This is a genomic window from Candidatus Xianfuyuplasma coldseepsis (assembly GCF_014023125.1).
GTDB lineage: Bacteria > Bacillota_I > Bacilli_A > Izemoplasmatales > Izemoplasmataceae > Xianfuyuplasma > Xianfuyuplasma coldseepsis.
In genome coordinates this window covers 830,211-851,521 of record NZ_CP048914.1, presented here as the reverse complement: position 1 = coordinate 851,521, position 21,311 = coordinate 830,211, and the positions used below count along the sequence as shown (strand labels likewise).

Here is a 21,311-nt window from a genome sequence, read left to right as displayed (position 1 = left end):
CATCTCCTCCTAAACGTCTAGATTTTGTACGTAGATGGCATTTTTCTGAATGAATTCGCGGCGTGGTGCGACTTCATCGGACATCAACATACTGAATACTTCATTGGCTTCTAATGCGTCTTCTAAGGTTACTTGTAACAATGTACGAGCACCAGGGTCCATGGTTGTTTCCCATAGTTGTTCGGCGTTCATTTCTCCAAGACCTTTGTAGCGTTGTATCGACGCTCTTGTTCCAAAGTTTTCTAAGGTTTTTTGTAGTTCATCGTCTGAATACACATACTCAATGTGTTTTCCTTGCTGAACTTTGTATAGTGGTGGTAAAGCTATGTAAATATAGCCATTTTCAATCAGCGGTTTCATGTGACGGAAGAAGAACGTTAATAAAAGTGTTCGAATGTGGGCCCCGTCAATGTCCGCATCGGTCATGATGACGATTTTATGATAGCGAGCGTCGTTGATGTTGAATTCATCGCCAATACCGGTTCCAAACGCTTGAATCATCGATAAGATCTCTTTGTTTGCTAATACTTTATCGAGGCGGGCTTTCTCGACGTTTATTACTTTTCCACGCAAGGGTAGAATCGCCTGAAATTCGCTATCTCGTCCTTGTTTTGCGCTTCCACCAGCACTATCTCCCTCGACGATGTATATTTCAGATTGGCGAGGGTCTTTACTACGGCAATCAGCTAGTTTGGATGCAAAACCTAAACCATCCAACGGGCTTTTACGACGGGTTGCTTCGCGAGCTTTTTTGGCGGCGATACGAGCGCGTGATGCCATTAATGCTTTTTCGATGATTATCCGCGAATCTTGGGGATTTTCCAGTAGGTAGCGGTCCAATCCTTCACTCAAAATTTGGGCGACGATACGTCGTACTTCCGTAGATCCTAATTTAGATTTTGTTTGTCCTTCAAATTGAGGATCTGGATGTTTTACACTAATAATACAAGTAAGACCTTCACGAGTGTCTTCTCCTACTAGTGATTCGTCTTTTTTGAAGATATTATTGTTTTTTCCATAGTTGTTTAATACACGCGTTAATGTCATCCGGAAACCTTCTTCGTGGGTTCCACCTTCGATGTTATTGATGTTGTTGGTAAAACTGAAGATGTTAGCTCGATATGCATTGTTGTACTGCATTGCAATCTCAACCACAATGTTGTCAATTTCACCTTCACAGAAAATAACTTGATCGTGCAAGGTGTCGTATGAACGGTTTAAGTATTGAACATATTCAATGATTCCACCTTCGTAATGGTAATTGTTGGTTTCTGGCTCCGCACTGCGATAATCATTGATTTCAATGTTGATTCCACGATTTAAAAATGCAAGCTGTTGCACCCGATTGCGTAGTATTTCATATTCATACACTCTGGTTTCGGTGAATATTTTCGGGTCTGCTTTAAACGAAATAATCGTTCCTGATTGGTCTGTCGGGCCGTGTTCAATTAGTTTAGTAACTGAAAAACCATATTCGTAGCGTTGGGTATATTTGGTACCATTTTTGTGAATTTCAACTTCCATCCATTCACTAAGGGCGTTTACAACACTGGCACCAACACCGTGAAGTCCTCCAGAGACTTTATAGGATGCATTGTCAAATTTCCCACCAGCATGTAGGGTGGTAAGAATGGTTTCGACTGCAGGAAGTCCTGTTTTAGGATGAGTGTCTACCGGGATACCGCGTCCGTTGTCGCTTACACGAATGATGTTGTCGGGTAAAATTTCAACAACTATTTTATCGGCTGCACCAGCTAAGGCTTCATCGATTGAGTTGTCAACAATTTCCCATACAAGGTGATGGAGACCGCGTGGTCCGGTGGATCCAATGTACATCCCTGGACGCTTTTTAACCGCCTCTAACCCTTCTAAAATTTGAATATTACTGGAATCATAACTGTTGGTGTTATTGTCCATGTTTGTCACACTCCTTGACGTTACCGTCATCGATTTTGTAAAGTTGGTACTCTTTTATGTGTTCCACGTCAATATCATGAATATCGGTTGTGGTAATAAATGTTTGAATGTCTTTGTTGATGTATTGTAGTAGATTGGTTTGCCTTGTATCGTCTAATTCGCTTAGCACATCGTCTAATAACAGCACAGGGTATTCCTGTTTATGTTGATAGATAAAATCGATGAGAGCGAGTTTAACGGCTAGTACAGCGGTTCGTTGTTCTCCTTGTGATCCGTGTGTTTTCAGTGGGTGGTTGTTTAAGTGAAATTCCACTTCATCACGGTGGATTCCCAAGTTGGTGGTTCCAGTAATAATATCATACTGATATTTCGATATGTATTCTTCTTTTATATTCCCTTTTAATGAAGGAATATATTCTATTTTTAGGATATCTTCTGAGGAGGATAATTGTTTGTAATGATTAATGGCATATCGCTCAACTGAGGCTAAGAATGATGTTCGAAGTGTCATTATTTGTTCTTGGTAATCGATTAGTTGATCGGTGATAACATCGAGTAACAACTCGTTTTTATCCATGCTTTTTTGCATGGTTTTAAGTAAATCATTACGTTGTTTTAAAATTTTGCGATATTGCTGGAGATTATAAACGTAATTGGAAGATATTTGTCCGATTTCAACATCGAGAAACTTGCGACGATCTTTGGGATTTCCTTTGATTAGTTCCAAATCTTCAGGAGCAAACATTACAACGTTTAACAACCCAATATATTCACTTAACCGGTCTAGTTCTATTTGGTTGTATTTTACTTTTTTACCAAGTTTTGACAAGATGATATCTAGTTGTATATCGCGGTCGTTTAAATGGATGAGAGCGTTAATTTTGGCGAAATCATCGCCAAATCGAATCACATCAACATCTTTCACACTACGATGAGATTTAGTAAAGGCTAAAATGTAAATAGCTTCTAAGATACTGGTTTTGCCTTGGGCATTGTTTCCAATAAAAATAGTGGTATTGTTAGGAAAAGTTAGATGGAACGATTCATAGTTACGCAATGAGTTAAATTGAAGTTGTTTAATTCTCATTGTTTTGTGATGCGATATTCACCGATTGATTTAATCAATATCTTGTCTCCTGGGTATAATTTTTTACCGCGTCGAGACTCTTCGACGTCGTTGACGTATATGGTGTATTCTTGGAGAATATATTTCACCATACCTCCAGAAGGAATGACATCGATAAATTTGATAAATTGACCTAAGGTGATATAGTCGGTTGTGATCGCTATTTTTTCCATAAAAATACCGCTTTCTTTCATATATATTATTATGTATATAAATATTATATAGTAAAACGTTATAAATTACAACAAAATAAAAGCATAAAAAAAGCCCGTTTTTGGGCTTTTATTCGGTTCGTACTGGAAGGATGAGTTGCAACATGTTTTCGTCGTATTCACCTTTGATGATAAATGGTCGTATTTCACCGGTGAAATTAACGGAAACTTCGCTTGAATTGAAGATTTTTAACGCATCTAAAATGTATTTTGAACTAAAGGCAATTTTAAAAGGATGTCCAACAATTTCATCCACTGGATACACTTCTTCTAAGACTTTCCCGATTTCAGGGCTGTTGGAGGTGATTTCAACAATATTGTCTTGACGTAGTGCTAGTTTTACAATCGCGTTATTTCCGTCACGACTGGACAGTAAACTCGCGCGTTCAATTGCTGTGGATAAGTTTTCTTTGTTAAATTTGATAACTGTCGCGAACTCGGTTGGGATTAATTTTGATGTTTCGGGATAGTTTCCTTCTAACAAACGTGATTGGAACAACAAATTATTGTATTTAAATAAGATTTTTGAATGATCAAAATGCAACTCAACTTGGTCGTTGTTGTTCTCAAGGACTTTGATTAATTCCTCTAAACTACGACCTGGAATAATGATATTGAGTGCTTCATATGATTCGTTTAACTCAATTTCTTTTTGACTTAAACGATAACTGTCGGTAGCTATGGCAATCAACTTTTTACCATCAATTTTGAAGTTTACTCCTGTTAAGATTGGACGATTTTCAATGGATGACGTTGCAAATGCGGTTTGACGGATGATTGTTTTTAGAACACGGACATTAATTTTGATTGATTTTACTTTTTCACTGAATTGTAATTCGGGATAATCATCTAAATCCATCATATTCAACGTAATGTCAGACCGATCCGCTTCAATGCGTAGCATGTTATCTGCCGCCATGGACAATTGTACTTTCAATCCATCTAACTTGCGTATGATTTCAATGAAGTACTTTCCTGGTATTAATACAGAACCTTCACTTTTTACAGCAAGACTGGCATCTTTAACTGTTAATTTAATTGCGATGTCCGAATTACTTGTTGTAATCACTAAATGATCTTTTAATACTTCTAGTTTAATTCCTTGCAAAGCAGGATTTGGTGTTTTATTCGAGAGTGCTTTTTGAGCAACAATCAAATTATTAAGCAGTGTGTCTTTGTTGATTTGAAAATTCATAAAATCACCTCTAATTGTCTATATATTATATTGTTGATTATTATTATGTCGTGTGGATTTGTGGAAAGCTCGGTATTTCATAGTCATATTATATCATATAATGCTATTTTTAGCGATTTAATTTTCCTATTTTTGTCCACATTTTATCGTGAGTTTCTCCACATCTTTCTTCACATTTATATCCATTTCAATTTCGTTGGTTATCTTTTCAACGGAGTGCATTACAGTGGAATGGTCTCGATTATTGAAAAATGTTCCAATTTTTTTATAAGGAAGATCATATAATGTCTTAATTAAGTACATTGAGACTTGTCGTGGAAACACATATTTTGCAGTTCGTTTCTTAGAGATTAAATCACTTGTTGAAATACGATAGTAATCGCTGACAATACTCATGATATTTTTGATTTTATTCTCACTTAAGAAATTATCGTTTATCCTCGGTTTAACAAGGTTTTCCAGTGCTGCTTCTGCGTTTTTAACAGTGAAATCAATGTTGAATGCGGTACAATAGAATAAGACACGTTTTAGTGCTCCTTCTAGTTCGCGAACGTTATTATCGAAGACACTAGCGATGTATTCAATGACATCGTTGGGAATTAAATCCGCATTCGATGTTTCTGCCATTAATTTCTTGCGAAGAATCTTAATTCGGTGGTCTAAATCCGGTCGATTGATATCAACGGTAACCCCCCACTCAAAGCGCGACGTTAAGCGCGACATGATATCTTTCAACTCGTTTGCACTACGATCACTCGTGATTACAATTTGTTTTTGTTGCCCATGTAATAGTTCAAACAACTTAAAAAATTCATTTTGGGATTGATCTTTTCCAGATAAAAATTGAATATCATCAACCAATAAAACGTCTACATTACGGTATTTCTCGTTAAACTCATCAAATTTTTTCTTCGATGCGTGACGAACATATTCTTCGACAAATTGATCGGTTTTTACATATAAAACGCGTGAATTCATGTTTCCTTCTAAAATATAATTACCAACACATTGCATTAAATGCGTCTTACCTAGACCAACATCACCAAAAATATAGAGTGGGTTGGCTACAATACCAGGTTGATCAGCGACTTTTATTGCACTTGTATAAGCGAGACGATTTGAGTTCCCAACGACAAAACTATCAAACGTATAGCTTGTATTAATATTCCCCTGAATATAGCGATCTACCAGTGTTTGATCAGGTGTGTTCACAGCAAATTCTTTTTCATCTGCAAGTTCCTTTGATGCTTGTTCTTCTGTCATGATGCGGAACTTGTGTGGATCGTCTAAACGTAACTCTAAATAACGGTTTAATTTATTTAGGTACAACATCTCTATTCTACGCTTAATAAAATCGTTAGGCGCGATTAAATAAATGTAGTTATTTACCACCTTAAACACTGTGTTTACAGGTTCAAATATCTCGGTAAATACTTCATCATCTAAATCGTCCTCTAACGATTGTTTAATTTCTTCCCAAATTGTGTTATATTTCTCCATCCAGTTCACCTCAAAATCTATACAAATAATATACCATAAAAAAAGAGGGAAAAGAAAAATTATTTATACACTAAAAATGTGGAAAACTATTTTTATCCACACCTGGTTATCCAATTCTTTGGGGATAGGAAATCGCTTCATAAAGATGTTTAAAATAGTTGTACACATGTTCACAATTTCGTCTTTTCACAAAGACCACATTTCCACAATTAGGGTATGTAAAAATACGAAAAATAGCCCTTAAAGGGTGTGGAAAACTTTTTTTAATTTTCACCTTTTTTGGTTTTTTTTGGATTAGTGTTGACACAACAAATCATAGACTATATAATGTTATAGCATGGTTTTTACTTATGAAGTAGGAGGTGTTGATTCATGTCTAAACGTACATATCAACCAAACAAACGTAAAAGAGCTAAAACACATGGTTTCTTTGCTCGTATGAAAACCAAAGGCGGAAGACGTGTTCTTGCAAGACGTCGTGCCAAAGGTCGCAAGAACCTAACCGTATCTGACGAATAAGTCTTACAAACAAACGAATATCAAATACCTGAACCCACCTGAAAAAGAAAATCGTTTTTTAGGTGGTTTTTATTTTATTTAGGGTGTGATCGTTATGAAAAAAGAGTATCGAGTCAAAAAAGGCAGTGAAATCGAAGCGATTATCAAACACCGACAAAGTGCTGGAAACAAGTATTTTGTCGTATATACCAAGAAAAACCATGAACAGAGTCATTTTCGATTTGCTGTAAGTGTTCCGAAAAAGTATGGAAATGCTGTGGAACGCAACAAAATTAAGCGTCAAATTCGGGAAGTTATCGCGAAATATGGCGTTGTCGATGTTGTTGATATTTTTATTGTAGTTAAATCAACTGCAAAAGGATTGTCTTTTCAAAGTATAACCGAAACATTAACCAATTTAATCGACAAACAATTAAAACGAGGTGAAAGCAAATGAATCGTAAGAAACGAGTATTATTGATTGCGATGACCCTACTACTAGTGGTTGCACTAAGTGCTTGTAGTAACGGTGGGACATCGATGTATGAACAACCAATTGGTGCTGAAGGCGGATGGGGATGGCTACAATGGATTATTTCTCAAATCGCTGAATTTACCTTCTGGGTAAGTACGCAATTAGGCGGAAATTATTGGATTGGACTAGTTGTCGTAACGTTAATTGTCCGTTCAGCAGGATGGCCAATCTATTCAAAATCCAATGCGATGACATTGAATATGCAACAAGCACAACCGGAATTGAATAAGATTCAAGAGAAATACAAAGGTCGTACCGACGAGTTATCACAGAAAAAGATGCAGCAAGAGACGTTGGAAGTGTATAAGAAGTACAATATTAATCCATTAGGATGTTTATTACCATTCTTGCAAATGCCAATCTTTATCGCGATGTACCAAGTTGTACGCCGTTTACCACTATCGGTTGGTGGAGCAGAAGGATTAAAAGACTATTCATCGCTTAATTATTCTTTCTTAGGTATCGACTTAAAAGCGGGTGTTGATTTTACTGTATTTGGTAATGTACCATTCTTCGATGCGGTTGGATCATTATTCCCAGAAATCATTTTAGCGATTTTAGTTGGTGTATTGATGTTTGGTTATCAAAAATATGCACAAAGTAAACCAGATTACTTACAAAATAAAAAGTACCAAACAAAACAAGCACAACAAACAGCAAACCAGATGAAATACATGTCTTATTTCATGGTGTTTATGTTAGTTAGTATCGCAATTACAAACAACGGGATAGCTCTTTACTGGGTTGTTGGTAACTCCTTCCAATTCTTCCAAACCTGGGTGAATAGACGCCAACAATACAAGAAGTTTTTAGAGAGTAAAGACGTTGTAAAAAGTGTATAAAGGTGATGACAATTATGAAATCAATTGAATTTGAAATTAGATCATTAGACGATGCAAAAACCTATGCAGCAAATGAGCTTCGTGTAAATGAATCATTTATCGATATAGAAGTATTAGATAAAAAAGGTATGATTATAAAAACATACGTTGTACGCGCTACAACAAATGTAGACCCTGCCGAAATGGGATATAAAGCACTACAACAAATGTTTAGTGAAATGGATATTGAAGCAAACATTGAGATGCGTCGTAAATCCGACACGGAAATAGTGTATTCCATCAACAGTAGTGAAAATCCACTACTGATTGGTAAAAATGGTAAAACATTAGAGAACATCCAATACTATATTCGAAACTTAGTAAGCATCTTCTCAGATGAGCGCATGATTGTACTTGTAGATATCGGTGGATATAAAGCCAATCGCAAAAAACAATTAGAAATTCTTGCTACCAAAACGGCAAAAAATGTAGCTCGATCAAGAATTGAAGCAAAATTAGAACCAATGAACGCCTATGAACGACGCATTATTCATACAAAATTATCGGATTGGCGTGATGTTACTACTGTTTCTGAGGGAGAAGGATCCAATCGCCATCTAATTATCAAACCAAAGAGGCGATAACATGAAATTGGTCGTAGGTCTCGGAAATCCAGGGAAACAATACGAACAAACCAAACACAACATTGGATTCATGTGTTTGGATTACTACGCAAACCAAGCGAAAGAATCCTTTAAATTTGAACGTAAATTTAATGGGGAAACGCTAAAATTAGGCAATCTAGTATTATTAAAACCACACACATTTATGAATTTATCAGGAGAAAGTATTCGTCTTGTAATGAACTATTATGACATTGATATTGATGATGTTTTAGTAATCTATGACGATCTTGATTTACCTCTTGGGAAACTCCGTTTACGAGAACAAGGAGGACCAGGAGGTCATAATGGTATCAAATCAATCATTGAACAATTGAAAACAAATGATTTCAAACGGGTTCGTGTCGGTATTGATTCCAATCCCATGATTGAGGCAAAAGATTACGTATTAGGTCGTTTTACTAAGGATGAATTGGATGTAATTGTGAGTTCTGCAAAACAAATATATCAGGTTATCAATGAATTTAAAGATAATCAAGAATTTACCTTAATTATGAATGAGTACAATAAAAGTCCATGATGGACTTTTTTTGTTTGAAATCCAAAAATCTTTATGATATTATTAGAACACCAAAAAACAAGCGAAGCCCCCCTATTTGTGGGAATTCGCTATAAGTACGTGGAGGAAACCATGAAAAAGATATTGGAATATATCCACAACAAGCCGTTTTATACAGATATTACAAACACGTTTAGCAATAATAAAGATGTACATATCGTAAATACAAACGACAGCATGTCAATCCTGTCGGTTTTACACATATTTGCGAAACAAGAGGGAAGTATTGTCCTAGTAACTCCAAACATCTACAATGCACAAAAGGTGTATGATCTACTAGCAAACCATATGGATGAAAACAATCTCGCCTTCTTTCCTCAAGATGAGTTTATGACGACAGAGATGCTTGCAATGAGTTCGGAGTTCAAAGTTGAACGAATCCATACTGTTGTTCGTATCTTACAAAACCAAAAACTTATTATCGTTACAAACACAACAGGATTAATCAAAAAATTGATGCCTTTAAAACGATGGGAAAAGGCGTTAATAAGACTAAAAAAGAACTCTATAGTAAATGTTCAAGCAACCCTACAAAAACTTATATTTATGGGGTATCAACGTGAAGAAACTGTTGAACAACAAGGTGAATTCTCCTATCGAGGAGGAATTCTTGATGTCTACCCACTAAACGAAGAAAATCCTGTACGGGTCGAGTTTTTCGACGATGAAGTGGATTCCATTCGTTTCTTTGATATCAATACCCAGCGTTCTACAATAAAAGCAACTACTGTGGACATTTTTCCAATGTATGAGTTTTACTATGATCAAGAAGATTACCTACAAATTAAACAACAAGTTGAAGAGAAACTACAACAATCAACCTTTAAAGAGAAGTCGTTGAATCGAATTCTTGATGATTTACAAGCATTAGAACACCACAACGATATCGATAAATTGGCACGATACCAGACATTTCTTCCGTATAAAGAAGAGACTATATTAGATTACATTGATAACAATATTGTCGTTTATTGGGAACACAAACGAGTTCTCGATAATTACGACGATGTGGTTCATGACATTACGGATTGGTATGAAGCGACAGAAGATTATCCTAAGTTAGGGTTTGAGTTGATACAAGATATCCACCATATATTTGCTGGTAAATCGCTATATTTAGATGTTTTTGGCGATGTAAAACAATCTGATAAAACGATAAATGTTCGAGCAAAAGAAGCAATATTATACAACAATAATATTCATATGCTCTTAAGTGATTTAGGGAAATACAAAGGATTTACAACGATCATTATTACCTTCAAAACAGAAAAGGGAATGCGTCACTTCATCAATCTTGTTGATGATAAAATCCCCTACAACATCATTGGACGAAACGATCACATTATCAACAAACAACTCAATATCATGGTAAGTGATAATCAATTATCCTTTGAACACCATGATATCAACACTATTGTTCTAACGGAAGATAATCTCTTTAAACAAAAAGAACACAAACATGGTAAATATCGTTCGTCGATGAAAGATGCGAAGAAAATCAGTACGGTCGAAGAACTTAAAAAAGGCGACTTAATCGTTCATCATGCACATGGGATAGGGCGATTTCTAGGCGTTATTCAAATGACTGTTGGCGATTATACCAACGACTATATTCACATCGCTTATAAAGGGGATGACACATTATATATCCCTGTTGAAAACATTCATCTGATTCAGAAATATATCGGTAGTGAAGGCATTAAACCAAAAATCCATAAACTCGGTAGCGGGGAATGGGCACGTACGAAACTGCGAGTACGTAAAAAAGTGAAGGATATAGCGGACAAACTCATTAAACTATACGCCGCTAGAGAACAAGCAGAAGGATTTGCGTTTAGTCCAGATTCCGAGTTTCAAATGGAGTTTGAGTCCGATTTTGAATATCAAGAAACACCGGATCAAATCACAGCGATTGACGATGTAAAACAAGATATGGAATCGACAATGCCGATGGATCGTTTATTATGTGGCGATGTCGGATATGGGAAAACAGAAGTCGCCATGCGTGCTGCCTTTAAGGCTGTATTAGACAATAAACAAGTTGCCTATCTAGCGCCTACTACAGTGCTTTCCCGGCAACATTATTATACTTTTAAAGAGCGATTTGATAAATATGGAATTAAAGTTGGATTATTAAATCGATTCGTAACAAAAGCCGTACAACGCGATATTTTAAATAAAGCAATGACAGGAGAAATGGATGTTATTATTGGAACCCATCGAATACTATCCAAAGACATGAAGTTCCATGATTTAGGATTGTTAATTGTGGATGAAGAACAACGCTTTGGTGTCGAACACAAAGAACGAATCAAAGAGTTGAAAATCAATATCGATGTATTAAGCCTAAGTGCCACACCTATACCACGAACGTTACAAATGGCGATTATGGGAGTAAAAAACATGTCGTTATTGGAAACGCCACCACTGAATCGATATCCAATTCAAACGTATGTATTGGAACGAAACAACTCGATAATACGCGATGCGATCCAAAGGGAAATGGCTAGAAATGGACAAGTATTCTACTTGTATAACCGGGTCGATGATATTGGGGTAGTAGCCAATCAAATCGAACGATTGGTACCAGAAGCACGTGTTTGTTATGCTCATGGGAAGATGAGTCGTTTACGAATGGAAAACGTGATTCAAGCCTTTTTAGATGGAGAGTATGATGTTTTAGTCTCCACAACGATTATTGAGACAGGAATAGATATTCCCAATGCGAATACATTATTAATTCATGACAGTGATCGTCTCGGATTATCTCAGTTATACCAAATACGGGGTCGTGTTGGACGTAGTAATCGGATTGCCTATGCGTACTTAATGTATACGAAAAACAAAGAACTAACTGAAGAGGCAATGAAACGACTTCGGGTAATTAAAGAGTTCACAGAACTCGGTTCTGGATTTAAAATTGCAGTTCGAGATTTATCCATACGAGGAGCGGGAGACGTCTTAGGTACGGAACAGTCAGGGTTCATGGATAGCGTTGGTTTGGACCTATTTTTAGAGATGTTAAAGGAAGAAGTAGATGCCAAACAACAAGGTATTGAAACAACGATAGAAGAACCGGTTGATGAAATAACAACCTTGAAACTTCGCGTTGATAAATATATTGATAGTAATTACATTCAAAACGACTACATTAAGATGGAAATGCACCGTAAAATCGCTCGAATAGAATCAAAAGAGGATATCAAGCAACTTCAGGAAGAGTTCCAAGATCGCTTTGGGATGCCGCCAAAAGAAATTGATCTCTATATGTATGAGAAGTTGTTTGAGCATTTGGCAAAAATCAAAGGTTTAGAGAAAATACGAGAGTTAAAGAATAATATCACATTCCGCTTAACAAAAGAGGCGTCACGAAACATTAATGGAGAGTATGTCTTTGAAAAAGCATATACCATTAGTAAGTTTATTCGATTCCAATATAAAAATGAACAACTCAATATCATCTTAGATACAATCAAACTAAATCGACATTACGTATATGTGATTGTCGACTTGCTAGAAATCTTATAATCAATGGAAAAAGGCTTATTTTAGCCTTTTTTTATATGTGCATAATATATTGATTGAGATAGGATTCGATTCGATATTGACAGGAGTCTTGCACAATGATATTATACAAATGGACAAGACAAAAACGGCGTATCAAGAAACTATACTAGTACGCCATCGGTGTACCATGTGTGGTACATTTTTTCATTTCAGGAGGTTATTTATGAAAGGTGTAGTTGTGGTAGGAACCCAATGGGGTGACGAAGGAAAAGGCAAGGTAACGGACTTTTTGGCTGAACAAGCCGATGTAGTGGTGCGGTTTCAAGGTGGAAATAACGCAGGACATACCATTGTTTTTGATGGTGAAAAGTATGCGCTTCATCTAATTCCATCGGGAATTTTTCGAGAAGATGCCATTAATATCCTTGCGAATGGTATGGTAATCAACCCAAAAGCAGCATTGGAAGAATTAAAAATGTTGCAACAAGGAGGTATTACAAACTTCCAACTAGCGATAAGTGATCGTGCTCATGTTGTAATGCCATATCATATTGAAATGGATGCTTTACTTGAGGATATTAAGTCACCAGAGAAGAAAGTAGGAACAACCAAGAAGGGTATTGGGCCTACCTATACCGATAAATACTCTCGGATGGGAATTCGTGTTTGTGATTTTGTTAATAAAACAGTATTTTACGATAAGTTAAAGGACCACGTGGCTTTTTACAACACTGTTTTTCAAGCGTTTGGGAAAGAATCTTTTGATGTCCAGAAAATATATGAAGAATATTGTGATTATGCGGAAGCACTAAAACCGTATGTTACCGATACAGGATTATTACTAAACAAAGCGTTTGAAGACAATAAAAAAGTGCTCTTTGAAGGAGCACAAGGTGCATTATTATGTATCGATCACGGAACCTATCCTTACGTTACATCAAGTAGTCCAACTGCTGCGTCTGTACCGCTTAATACAGGGGTTTCCCCACAATACATTACCGATGTAATAGGGGTTACAAAAGCCTATTCAACTCGTGTTGGTTCAGGATATTTCGCTACCGAGTTTGATGATGACATTGCCCATCAAATACGAGAAGTAGGGCACGAATACGGAACAACCACTGGTAGACCTCGTCGTATTGGATGGTTGGATACCGTTGTTTTGCGCCATACGAAGCGAGTATCAGGTCTTACAGGACTAAGTGTTATGCTACTGGATGTATTAACAGGTATTGATACATTACACATTTGTACCGAATATGAATTAGATGGACAACACATTGATTATATCCCCGCAAGTATTGATGATTTTAGCCGTTGTAAACCAATATATATATCGGTTTCAGGATGGAAAGAAGATATTACAAAAACGACTCTATTCAGCGATTTACCAGACAATGCACAACACTATTTGAATGTCATTAGTGAGTTAGTAGGTGTACCAATTGTTATGTTTAGTGTTGGTCCTGATCGAACCCAAACGGTTGTATTAGAGGATATAATGAAATAAAAAAAAGCGATATTCGCTTTTTTTTTAACGTTCCAGTGTTTTTCCTACCGCAGAACTTACTGTTTCTGCTTTTGTCATTAGTTCTTCAAATTTCTTTGGTTTTAAGGATTGGGCTCCATCACTCATCGCGTGTTCGGGATCGTGATGAACTTCAATTATTAATCCATCAGCTCCTGCGGCAATACTTGCGAGTGATAGACTTTCTACATAGTCCCATTTTCCAGCTGCGTGTGACGGATCAATAATAACTGGTAAATGGCTTAGTTTCTTGACTACGGGGATTGTGGAGATATCGAGTGTATTTCGGGTATATGGTTCAAATGTACGGATTCCACGTTCACATAAAATGACGTTATTGTTTCCACCGGCCATGATATATTCTGCGCTCATTAGCCATTCTTCAATGGTGTTGGAGAAACCACGCTTTAACAGAATTGGTTTATCTAGTTTACCGAGTTCTTTTAGTAAGTGAAAGTTCTGCATATTACGTGCACCAACTTGAATGATATCTACGTATTGTAAGAAGTCATCAATGTTTTCCGTACTCATTAATTCGCTAATAATCGGCATCCCGTATTTATCGCCAGCTTCTTTTAGGATTTGGAGACCTTCTACACCCATACCTTGGTAGGAATATGGTGATGTACGTGGCTTAAATGCGCCACCACGAAGTATTTTTGCGCCAGCTTCCTTTACAGCTTTTGCGATAATATCCACTTGTTCTTTGGATTCAACGCTACAAGGACCTGCCATAACAACAATGTTGTCGCCACCTATCCGTACTCCATTCACATCAATGATCGTATCCTCTTGGGTAAACTTCCGGTTTACCTTTTTAAATGGCTCTTGAACACGAACAACACTTTCGACGCATTCGTAGGCGTATAAACTACGCATATCGAAACTTGCGGTGTCACCAACCACGCCAAAAATACTGTAGGATGTACCAATGCTTTCATGTAGTTCAAAACCTTGGTTACGCAGATGTTCCTTTAAATGGGTTACATCGGTTTGATTTGCATTTCTCTTTAATTTAACAATCATTGTTCGTCACGACCTTTTAATAATAATTTTAAACCTTCTTCATAACTTTTGAATCCAAGACCCATTATACTACCAACACAGGCATTTCGTATCACAGACACTTTACGAAATTCCTCTCTTGTTGTAATGTCTGAGAGATGCACTTCAACCACGGGAATCGTAATCGATTTAATGGCATCATAAAGAGCATAGGAATAATGGGTAAAGGCTCCAGCATTGAATAGTACGCCATCGTAATGGTCGTTTGCGTAATGCAAGATATCAATGAGAAGTCCTTCTAGATTTGATTGTTTGACATCAATTGTAACAGGATAATTATCTTCAAAAGAGTGAAGATAGGATTCTAAATCTTGGTATGTTTTGGAACCATATACTTCAGGTTCACGAATACCAAGCATATTTAAATTAGGACCATTAAGAATTAAAATATTCATTGATTTTCACCTCGATAATGCCTTCAGTGATGTTTTTATTGAAGGTGTTTTTTGGAATAATGATATCAGCGCTATTACGATATAGATCGTTACGATCATAATAGAGTTTTTCTAGATTTGCAGGATTTTGTAGTAATGGACGATTTCTAGGGTTACATCGCTTTAATAAATCAAGTGGCATATCTAAGTATAAAATGACACCATTTTGTTTTAAATAATCAATGTTGTCCGGATCTAATACGACACCGCCACCACAGGAAATCGCTTTGTTATGTTCTTTTGAGCATTTGTAAACTATGTTTTTTTCAATACTTCGAAACGTTGCTTCGCCATACTTTTCAAAGATTTGTTGGATAGACATGTGGTTTTCTTGCTCAATCATGTTATCTAAATCAATCACATCTTTATCGTATTTTTGTCCAATGATTCGAGCGAAAAATGATTTACCACTCATCGGCATTCCAATCAGAACAATATTTGTCATTTTAAAGAGAAGATCATTGTAGTATTGTTGTACTACATCGTCTGAAATAGTCACATCATGAAACAATTCGATGGATTTTACAGCTTGACTTATTAGCATAAATAAGCCGTTTAGTGTTTGTATATTACGCTTTTTTGCAGCAATTAATAAGGATGAGCGTAAGGGATTATAAATCATATCCACCGCTGAAGTTAAATGAGGAAGCTTAGATAAGTCAATTGGGAATGGGTGGTTATTGTTTGGAAACATACCCACAGGTGTTGCATTGAATATGATAGTTGCTGAATTGAAGTTATCCACATCGGTAAAATGATATTCATTTTTCTTTGGATTGCGAGCAAGAATAGTGATATTTTTCGCCGAATTATGTTTGCAATAATAGGCAATTGTTCTACTAGTTGAGCCGTTTCCCACTATTATTATCTCTTGATTTTTAACGGTTATATTGGCATAACTAAGGGCTTTTTCAAGTCCGTAATAGTCGGTGTTGTAACCGATGAGTTTTCCGCTTTTGTTAATTATGGTGTTTACTGCTTGTAAGACATGTGCTTCTTCTGATAGTTCATCTAAGTACGGTATTACGTCATGTTTATAGGGTATGGTTACATTTATACCAGAAAAAGGTATATATTCAAAGAACTCTTTGAGATTATCGCTTTCAAAAAGAGTGTATTTACAATCCGTGAAAAATTCATGGATGTCTTTGGAGAAACTGTGTGTGAGTACTTTTCCTAGTAATCCATACATTTGTAGTACCTACTTCCTTTGTAGGGATTTACTCTCCTTCATAATTGCTTTATAGATGTTTGATATTTGTGGAGAATGGCTAAATGTGGACGCTTTTTCTAATATTGATTGTTCTCTACTTGAATCGAAAACTGTAATATTTTTTAATTGTTTATAGTTACCAATTTCAATGGCTATGTCCATTCGTTTTTCTAACAATTCCATAATGGATTGATCTAGATCATCAATCTCGCTACGTAAGGCCTTTAACCGATCCATTTTGTGCCCTCCGTTCGGAGTATTAGTTCTAATACAGCATAGTTCGTAATTGCATTGATGACATGGATAACACGATGAACAATGGCAGGATCATGTCGTCCCTTTAGTTCCAACGTTGTTTCTTCCATCGTTTCAATGTTTACAGTTTTTTGCGGTTTCGCAATCGATGCAGTGGGTTTTATGGCGACTTTGAATGTGATTGGCATACCGTTTGAGATACCGCCTTGAATTCCACCACTATTATTTGATGAGGTCTTAATTTGGCCGTTTTCTAGAATAAAGGAGTCGTTTGCTTCACTACCAAATAGCTTTGTAATGGCAAATCCTTTTCCAAATTCGACTCCTTTTACAGCAGGAACACTAAACAGTAGATGAGCGAGAATACTTTCTACAGAGTCAAAGAAGGGATAGCCATACCCAGCAGGGATTCCGTGAATCATTGTCTCAATGGTTCCACCTACACTGTCAAGGTTATGCTTGGCATCTAAAATTTGTGCTTCATATTTCGCTTTTACTGTTGAATTGACAACTGGAAAGTCGCTTAGATTAAGCTTTTTAAGTATATCTTCGGTAATGTCTATGTCGGCAAAGGACGTATCGGAAATGTCTTTTATGGAAGCAATGTGTGATGATACAATGATACCTTTTTCTTCGAGGATTGATTCACAAATAGCCCCTAAAATGACGATAGGTGTCGTTAGGCGTCCTGAAAAATGACCGCCACCCCGATAATCATTACTATCATTATATTTTACCTTTGCTGTAAAATCTGCATGAGAAGGTCTTAGTATTTCTGGAGTATAATCCCTTGATCGAGTATCTTCATTTGGAATAAGTATGGTTAACGGCGTACCTGTGGTCTTATCATTGAAGTAACCACTAACGATCTTATAGGGATCTTTCTCTTGTCTTGCTGTGGATAAATTGGATTTTGGGCGCCGTTTAAATAACGCGTGCTCAATCCGTTTTTTGTCTAGGGTAAGGCCGGCAGGGAGATTATTGATTACCAATCCAATGGATTCCCCATGTGACTCACCAAACAAATTGATGTGGATAACTTGTCCAAAAGAGCTCATAAAATCACCTACAATTTCTCTTTAATTTGGGAAATTTCAATTGGCTCAATATAGCCATTTCCCACTTCATCAACGACAATTATGTTCAAAGAAGTTTTGGTTGCTTTCTTATCGGTTGTTATATACTGGTAAATTTCATCTTTATCATACTCATATGATGTTGGAAGGTTATATTTAGCGAGTAGATGTATTAAGTCATTATAATAAGACTTATTTTTAGCCATTATCACCATACCAATGGCGACTGCTTCACCGTGTAATAACTGATATTTTGATGCTTGTTCTATTGCGTGACCAATCGTATGTCCAAAGTTCAATATTTGTCGAACTCCTGTATCGCGCTCATCCTTAATCACGACATCTCTTTTTATCGAGACACATTCATAAATGTAGTTATCGATATTGGGAAGAATATCATCTTCTAATAACGCTTTAAATAGGGATTTACTGGCGATTAATCCGTATTTAATCATTTCGGCAATACCACTATTTACTTGACGTTGATCCAATGTTTGTAGTGTTGTTGAATCAATTAATACTAGTTGCGGTTGTTTAAATGCTCCTATAGCGTTTTTCATGATACTTGCGTTGACACCAACTTTACCACCAACGGATGAATCGATTTGAGATAACAGCGTTGTTGGTATCTGGATATAGTCGATCCCACGCATATAAATACTGGCAACAAATCCAGCCAAATCACCAACCATGCCACCACCTAGAGCAAGGATTAATGCATTACGAGTGATACCTTCCTTCAACATCTTTTCACATAATAACTGAGCCATTTCCATGCTTTTTGAGGACTCTCCTTGAGGGACAAAAAGAGTGAAAGGATCTCCTAGTAATGGTGCAATTGTGTTGAGGTATTGTTTGGGAATATTGTCATCGGTAATAATCACGATTTCTCGAGATGGATCAACGTAATCATTGATGTGTTGCAAACAGTGTTGTTCAATAATGATGTTGTACTCTCTTCCTGGGAGTACAACTGGAACTTTTAACATAATAATCAGTCCTTTATGGTAAATTTACCACCTAGTTTTTCGTAATCCTCAAAGAAGTGGGGGTAGCTTTTATGTATCGCGTTAGCTTGTGTTAGTATAACTGGATTTTCGCATCGCAAAGCGGCAATGGCGCTCATCATCGCAATGCGATGATCGTTATATGAATCAACAATACCACCCGCCAATTGGGCTTTTCCATAGATGATGATATCATCGTCATTGGTTTTGATGTTTGCCCCCAGTGTTTGTAGTGTATGTACCGTGGATTCAATTCGATCTGACTCTTTTAAACGTAAACGAGAAGCATTGACAATGGTTGTTGTACCTCTACTTAAGGTACCAAGTAGGGCGACAATTGGACCTAAATCGGGACAATTCGAAATATCAATTGTGGCTCCGTTTGTTTCGGATTTTGTAGTACTATAGCCGTTTTCCGTAAATATGATACGTCCTTTCATGCGTTTGATGATGTCAATAATCTCCCGATCACCCTGGAGTGATTCGTGAGATAAATTATCAATCGTGATAGAACCGTTTAAAATTCCCCCTACAAGGAAAAACGCAGCTTGGGAGAAATCACCCTCTACCGTATAATCAAACGGCTTATAGGCTTGATTTCCGGGGATATAGTAGCCGTTTTCTAGTTCTTGGATCTCAATTCCAAACTGTTCCAAGATGTTTATCGTTAAATCAATATATCCTTTGGACTCTAGCACACCTTTAATGGTTATGTGAGAATCCTTTTTTAATAGGGGTAGGGAGCACATTAAACCAGTAAAAAATTGTGATGATATCGATCCGTCTATTGTATAATTACGAGCCTTAACAGAGCCGTTTACCATTATTTCATCAGGGGTATGTATAAACGGAATTCCATCTTCTTTAAAAAGAGTTTGATAAACTGATTGAGGGCGTTTTAGTAGAGATGGTTTTCCAGTGAATGTAATGGGTTTGTTCGTTAGTGATAATATCGGTATCAGAAAACGAAGTGTTGAACCTGACTCGTTGCAATCAATCGCTTTACTAGGAGTTCTTATCGAACGAACACCCTTTACATAAACGGTAGAATCCTCGATCTCAAACTTCGCTCCAATTTGTTGGAGTGCGGCAATCGTTGCCTTCACATCTTCACTAAAGACGACATTGGATATGGTGCTTTTTCCTCTTGCAAGTGCAGCACAAATCAATGCACGATGGGTTAATGATTTGGATGTTGGTACAGATAATGGTCCTTCTAAATAACTAGGAAACAGCTTAATTTCGGTCATATCACTCATTTGATATCACCTCGTTTTTTCGTGGATTGACGCATTAGCTCTTCCAATTTTGCCTGATCTTTATTTGCTAAAGCATCCTTTAGTAAATCCAACTGTTTTTCAAAGGCATCGATGCGACGTAAAAGGAAGTCTTTATTATTTAAGAACAATTCCGACCAAAGGGACTCGTTAATCATAGCGATCCGTGTTAAGTCTTTATACGAATCACCAATGAATAATCCGGTATCGTACTTATCCGTGTCGCTATTCACAAGTGAAATTGCAATCGCATGGGTTAACTGCGATGTATATGCAATAATGTCATCGTGTTCATAATCGGCAATTCGTGACACGTTTTTAAAGCCCATTTGTTTGGCTAAAGTTTCAATTAAGTTCAACGCTTCCAAGGTGTTGTGTTTTGTTGGTGTGATAACAAAGTTTGCATCATGGAAAATCGCTTCATCACTGTATTTTATTCCAACTTTCTCTCGACCTGCAATAGGATGCGCAAAGACAAATTCAACGTCATCATTTTGGTATACATCCAATCGATCAATCAAGAATCGTTTTACGCCAACAACATCCGAGATAATCGCATCACGTTTAAACGAGGTGATATGTTTTTGGATAAAAGACACAGCCGCTTTTGGATATAAGCACAAAAAGACGACATCTAAATCGCCTAGTACATCGCTTGGGTTCGTGGTTCCAATATCGATGATATTGTTCTGGAGAGCATAATGGATGACAGATTCATCGATATCCATACCCACAATCGTATATGGATAGCGTTTAAGAGCTTTTGCATATGTGCCCCCAATTAAGCCAAGTCCTACGATTCCTATCTTCATTTTTATCACCTGTTTTTGTGGTATGTATCCATTATACTATATTTTAATCGGGTTTTTTACTAGGAATTTTGTAAGCGTTTTAGGTGCTTTT

Annotated in this window: 20 protein-coding genes; 7 read left to right on the top strand and 13 right to left on the bottom strand. The window is 36.7% G+C overall.

Going from position 1 to position 21,311, the window contains the following annotated elements; genetic code table 11:
• Positions 1 to 9 precede the first annotated feature (9 nt).
• The 5 genes from gyrB to dnaA all read right to left on the bottom strand — a co-directional run bounded on the left by gyrB (position 10) and on the right by dnaA (position 5,950).
• Positions 10 to 1,917 carry a DNA topoisomerase (ATP-hydrolyzing) subunit B gene (gyrB, locus tag G4Z02_RS03980; protein WP_258878572.1) on the bottom strand — a complete coding sequence of 636 codons (1,908 nt, stop codon included), beginning with the start codon at positions 1,915 to 1,917 and terminating at the stop codon, positions 10 to 12.
• The gene (recF, locus tag G4Z02_RS03975; RefSeq protein ID WP_258878571.1) at positions 1,907 to 3,004 is read right to left on the bottom strand and encodes a DNA replication/repair protein RecF; all 1,098 of its coding nucleotides are present in this window, start codon (positions 3,002 to 3,004) and stop codon (positions 1,907 to 1,909) included. The genes gyrB and recF overlap by 11 nt, the downstream gene beginning before the upstream one ends.
• A complete protein-coding gene (gene yaaA / locus G4Z02_RS03970) occupies positions 3,001 to 3,216 on the bottom strand; it encodes a S4 domain-containing protein YaaA (RefSeq protein WP_258878570.1) in 216 nt (71 codons plus the stop codon). Before yaaA ends, recF begins: the two co-directional genes overlap by 4 nt.
• A 109-nt stretch (positions 3,217 to 3,325) precedes the next feature.
• Positions 3,326 to 4,450, bottom strand: coding sequence for a DNA polymerase III subunit beta (dnaN, locus tag G4Z02_RS03965; protein WP_258878569.1), 1,125 nt, complete (start codon positions 4,448 to 4,450; stop codon positions 3,326 to 3,328).
• A 126-nt stretch (positions 4,451 to 4,576) separates the two neighbouring features.
• Entirely contained in the window at positions 4,577 to 5,950 is a 1,374-nt protein-coding gene (gene dnaA / locus G4Z02_RS03960) for a chromosomal replication initiator protein DnaA (RefSeq protein ID WP_258878568.1), read from the bottom strand.
• Between the two features lie 372 nt (positions 5,951 to 6,322).
• Between dnaA and rpmH the strand changes: the two genes are divergently transcribed.
• The 7 genes from rpmH (at position 6,323) to G4Z02_RS03925 (ending at position 14,063) form a co-directional block, all read left to right on the top strand.
• Positions 6,323 to 6,469 carry a 50S ribosomal protein L34 gene (rpmH, locus tag G4Z02_RS03955; protein WP_258878567.1) on the top strand — a complete coding sequence of 49 codons (147 nt, stop codon included), beginning with the start codon at positions 6,323 to 6,325 and terminating at the stop codon, positions 6,467 to 6,469.
• 94 nt (positions 6,470 to 6,563) lie between these two features.
• A complete protein-coding gene (rnpA, locus tag G4Z02_RS03950; RefSeq protein WP_258878566.1) occupies positions 6,564 to 6,905 on the top strand; it encodes a ribonuclease P protein component in 342 nt (113 codons plus the stop codon).
• Complete coding sequence (locus G4Z02_RS03945) at positions 6,902 to 7,825, top strand: YidC/Oxa1 family membrane protein insertase (RefSeq protein ID WP_258878565.1); 924 nt, start codon at positions 6,902 to 6,904, stop codon at positions 7,823 to 7,825. The genes rnpA and G4Z02_RS03945 overlap by 4 nt, the downstream gene beginning before the upstream one ends.
• 14 nt (positions 7,826 to 7,839) lie before the next feature.
• A complete protein-coding gene (gene jag / locus G4Z02_RS03940) occupies positions 7,840 to 8,448 on the top strand; it encodes an RNA-binding cell elongation regulator Jag/EloR (protein ID WP_258878564.1) in 609 nt (202 codons plus the stop codon).
• A gap of 1 nt (position 8,449) precedes the next feature.
• Positions 8,450 to 9,007, top strand: coding sequence for an aminoacyl-tRNA hydrolase (pth, locus tag G4Z02_RS03935; protein WP_258878563.1), 558 nt, complete (start codon positions 8,450 to 8,452; stop codon positions 9,005 to 9,007).
• A 111-nt stretch (positions 9,008 to 9,118) separates the two neighbouring features.
• Positions 9,119 to 12,574 (top strand): transcription-repair coupling factor, encoded by a 3,456-nt coding sequence (mfd, locus tag G4Z02_RS03930; protein ID WP_258878562.1) that lies wholly within the window; start codon positions 9,119 to 9,121, stop codon positions 12,572 to 12,574.
• 202 nt (positions 12,575 to 12,776) lie between these two features.
• Entirely contained in the window at positions 12,777 to 14,063 is a 1,287-nt protein-coding gene (locus G4Z02_RS03925; protein WP_258878561.1) for an adenylosuccinate synthase, read from the top strand.
• 24 nt (positions 14,064 to 14,087) lie between these two features.
• On the opposite strand, the gene aroF is transcribed toward G4Z02_RS03925, so the two are convergent.
• Genes aroF through G4Z02_RS03885 form a run of 8 tightly spaced genes read right to left on the bottom strand, consistent with a single transcriptional unit; the run spans position 14,088 to position 21,220 of the window.
• Positions 14,088 to 15,107, bottom strand: coding sequence for a 3-deoxy-7-phosphoheptulonate synthase (gene aroF, locus G4Z02_RS03920; protein WP_258878560.1), 1,020 nt, complete (start codon positions 15,105 to 15,107; stop codon positions 14,088 to 14,090).
• On the bottom strand, positions 15,104 to 15,541 hold the full coding sequence (gene aroQ / locus G4Z02_RS03915; protein WP_258878559.1) for a type II 3-dehydroquinate dehydratase: 438 nt from the start codon (positions 15,539 to 15,541) through the stop codon (positions 15,104 to 15,106). The genes aroF and aroQ overlap by 4 nt, the downstream gene beginning before the upstream one ends.
• Complete coding sequence (locus tag G4Z02_RS03910) at positions 15,522 to 16,772, bottom strand: shikimate kinase (protein WP_258878558.1); 1,251 nt, start codon at positions 16,770 to 16,772, stop codon at positions 15,522 to 15,524. The genes aroQ and G4Z02_RS03910 overlap by 20 nt, the downstream gene beginning before the upstream one ends.
• Before the next feature lie 9 nt (positions 16,773 to 16,781).
• Entirely contained in the window at positions 16,782 to 17,030 is a 249-nt protein-coding gene (locus tag G4Z02_RS03905; protein ID WP_258878557.1) for a chorismate mutase, read from the bottom strand.
• Positions 17,018 to 18,106, bottom strand: coding sequence for a chorismate synthase (gene aroC, locus G4Z02_RS03900; RefSeq protein WP_258878556.1), 1,089 nt, complete (start codon positions 18,104 to 18,106; stop codon positions 17,018 to 17,020). Before aroC ends, G4Z02_RS03905 begins: the two co-directional genes overlap by 13 nt.
• 8 nt (positions 18,107 to 18,114) lie before the next feature.
• A complete protein-coding gene (aroB, locus tag G4Z02_RS03895; protein ID WP_258878555.1) occupies positions 18,115 to 19,113 on the bottom strand; it encodes a 3-dehydroquinate synthase in 999 nt (332 codons plus the stop codon).
• 5 nt (positions 19,114 to 19,118) lie between these two features.
• Positions 19,119 to 20,390, bottom strand: coding sequence for a 3-phosphoshikimate 1-carboxyvinyltransferase (aroA, locus tag G4Z02_RS03890; protein ID WP_258878554.1), 1,272 nt, complete (start codon positions 20,388 to 20,390; stop codon positions 19,119 to 19,121).
• Positions 20,387 to 21,220, bottom strand: a complete 834-nt coding sequence (locus G4Z02_RS03885) for a prephenate dehydrogenase (protein ID WP_258878553.1) — start codon at positions 21,218 to 21,220, stop codon at positions 20,387 to 20,389. Before G4Z02_RS03885 ends, aroA begins: the two co-directional genes overlap by 4 nt.
• Positions 21,221 to 21,311 lie beyond the last annotated feature (91 nt).

What these genes read in the sequence shown, in the direction of transcription:
- gyrB (WP_258878572.1), bottom strand. Translation starts at nt 1,917, where the DNA reads ATGGACAATAACACCAACAGTTATGATTCCAGTAATATTCAAATTTTA.
- recF (WP_258878571.1), bottom strand. Translation starts at nt 3,004, where the DNA reads ATGAGAATTAAACAACTTCAATTTAACTCATTGCGTAACTATGAATCG.
- yaaA (WP_258878570.1), bottom strand. Translation starts at nt 3,216, where the DNA reads ATGGAAAAAATAGCGATCACAACCGACTATATCACCTTAGGTCAATTT.
- dnaN (WP_258878569.1), bottom strand. Translation starts at nt 4,450, where the DNA reads ATGAATTTTCAAATCAACAAAGACACACTGCTTAATAATTTGATTGTT.
- dnaA (WP_258878568.1), bottom strand. Translation starts at nt 5,950, where the DNA reads ATGGAGAAATATAACACAATTTGGGAAGAAATTAAACAATCGTTAGAG.
- rpmH (WP_258878567.1), top strand. Translation starts at nt 6,323, where the DNA reads ATGTCTAAACGTACATATCAACCAAACAAACGTAAAAGAGCTAAAACA.
- rnpA (WP_258878566.1), top strand. Translation starts at nt 6,564, where the DNA reads ATGAAAAAAGAGTATCGAGTCAAAAAAGGCAGTGAAATCGAAGCGATT.
- G4Z02_RS03945 (WP_258878565.1), top strand. Translation starts at nt 6,902, where the DNA reads ATGAATCGTAAGAAACGAGTATTATTGATTGCGATGACCCTACTACTA.
- jag (WP_258878564.1), top strand. Translation starts at nt 7,840, where the DNA reads ATGAAATCAATTGAATTTGAAATTAGATCATTAGACGATGCAAAAACC.
- pth (WP_258878563.1), top strand. Translation starts at nt 8,450, where the DNA reads ATGAAATTGGTCGTAGGTCTCGGAAATCCAGGGAAACAATACGAACAA.
- mfd (WP_258878562.1), top strand. Translation starts at nt 9,119, where the DNA reads ATGAAAAAGATATTGGAATATATCCACAACAAGCCGTTTTATACAGAT.
- G4Z02_RS03925 (WP_258878561.1), top strand. Translation starts at nt 12,777, where the DNA reads ATGAAAGGTGTAGTTGTGGTAGGAACCCAATGGGGTGACGAAGGAAAA.
- aroF (WP_258878560.1), bottom strand. Translation starts at nt 15,107, where the DNA reads ATGATTGTTAAATTAAAGAGAAATGCAAATCAAACCGATGTAACCCAT.
- aroQ (WP_258878559.1), bottom strand. Translation starts at nt 15,541, where the DNA reads ATGAATATTTTAATTCTTAATGGTCCTAATTTAAATATGCTTGGTATT.
- G4Z02_RS03910 (WP_258878558.1), bottom strand. Translation starts at nt 16,772, where the DNA reads ATGTATGGATTACTAGGAAAAGTACTCACACACAGTTTCTCCAAAGAC.
- G4Z02_RS03905 (WP_258878557.1), bottom strand. Translation starts at nt 17,030, where the DNA reads ATGGATCGGTTAAAGGCCTTACGTAGCGAGATTGATGATCTAGATCAA.
- aroC (WP_258878556.1), bottom strand. Translation starts at nt 18,106, where the DNA reads ATGAGCTCTTTTGGACAAGTTATCCACATCAATTTGTTTGGTGAGTCA.
- aroB (WP_258878555.1), bottom strand. Translation starts at nt 19,113, where the DNA reads ATGTTAAAAGTTCCAGTTGTACTCCCAGGAAGAGAGTACAACATCATT.
- aroA (WP_258878554.1), bottom strand. Translation starts at nt 20,390, where the DNA reads ATGAGTGATATGACCGAAATTAAGCTGTTTCCTAGTTATTTAGAAGGA.
- G4Z02_RS03885 (WP_258878553.1), bottom strand. Translation starts at nt 21,220, where the DNA reads ATGAAGATAGGAATCGTAGGACTTGGCTTAATTGGGGGCACATATGCA.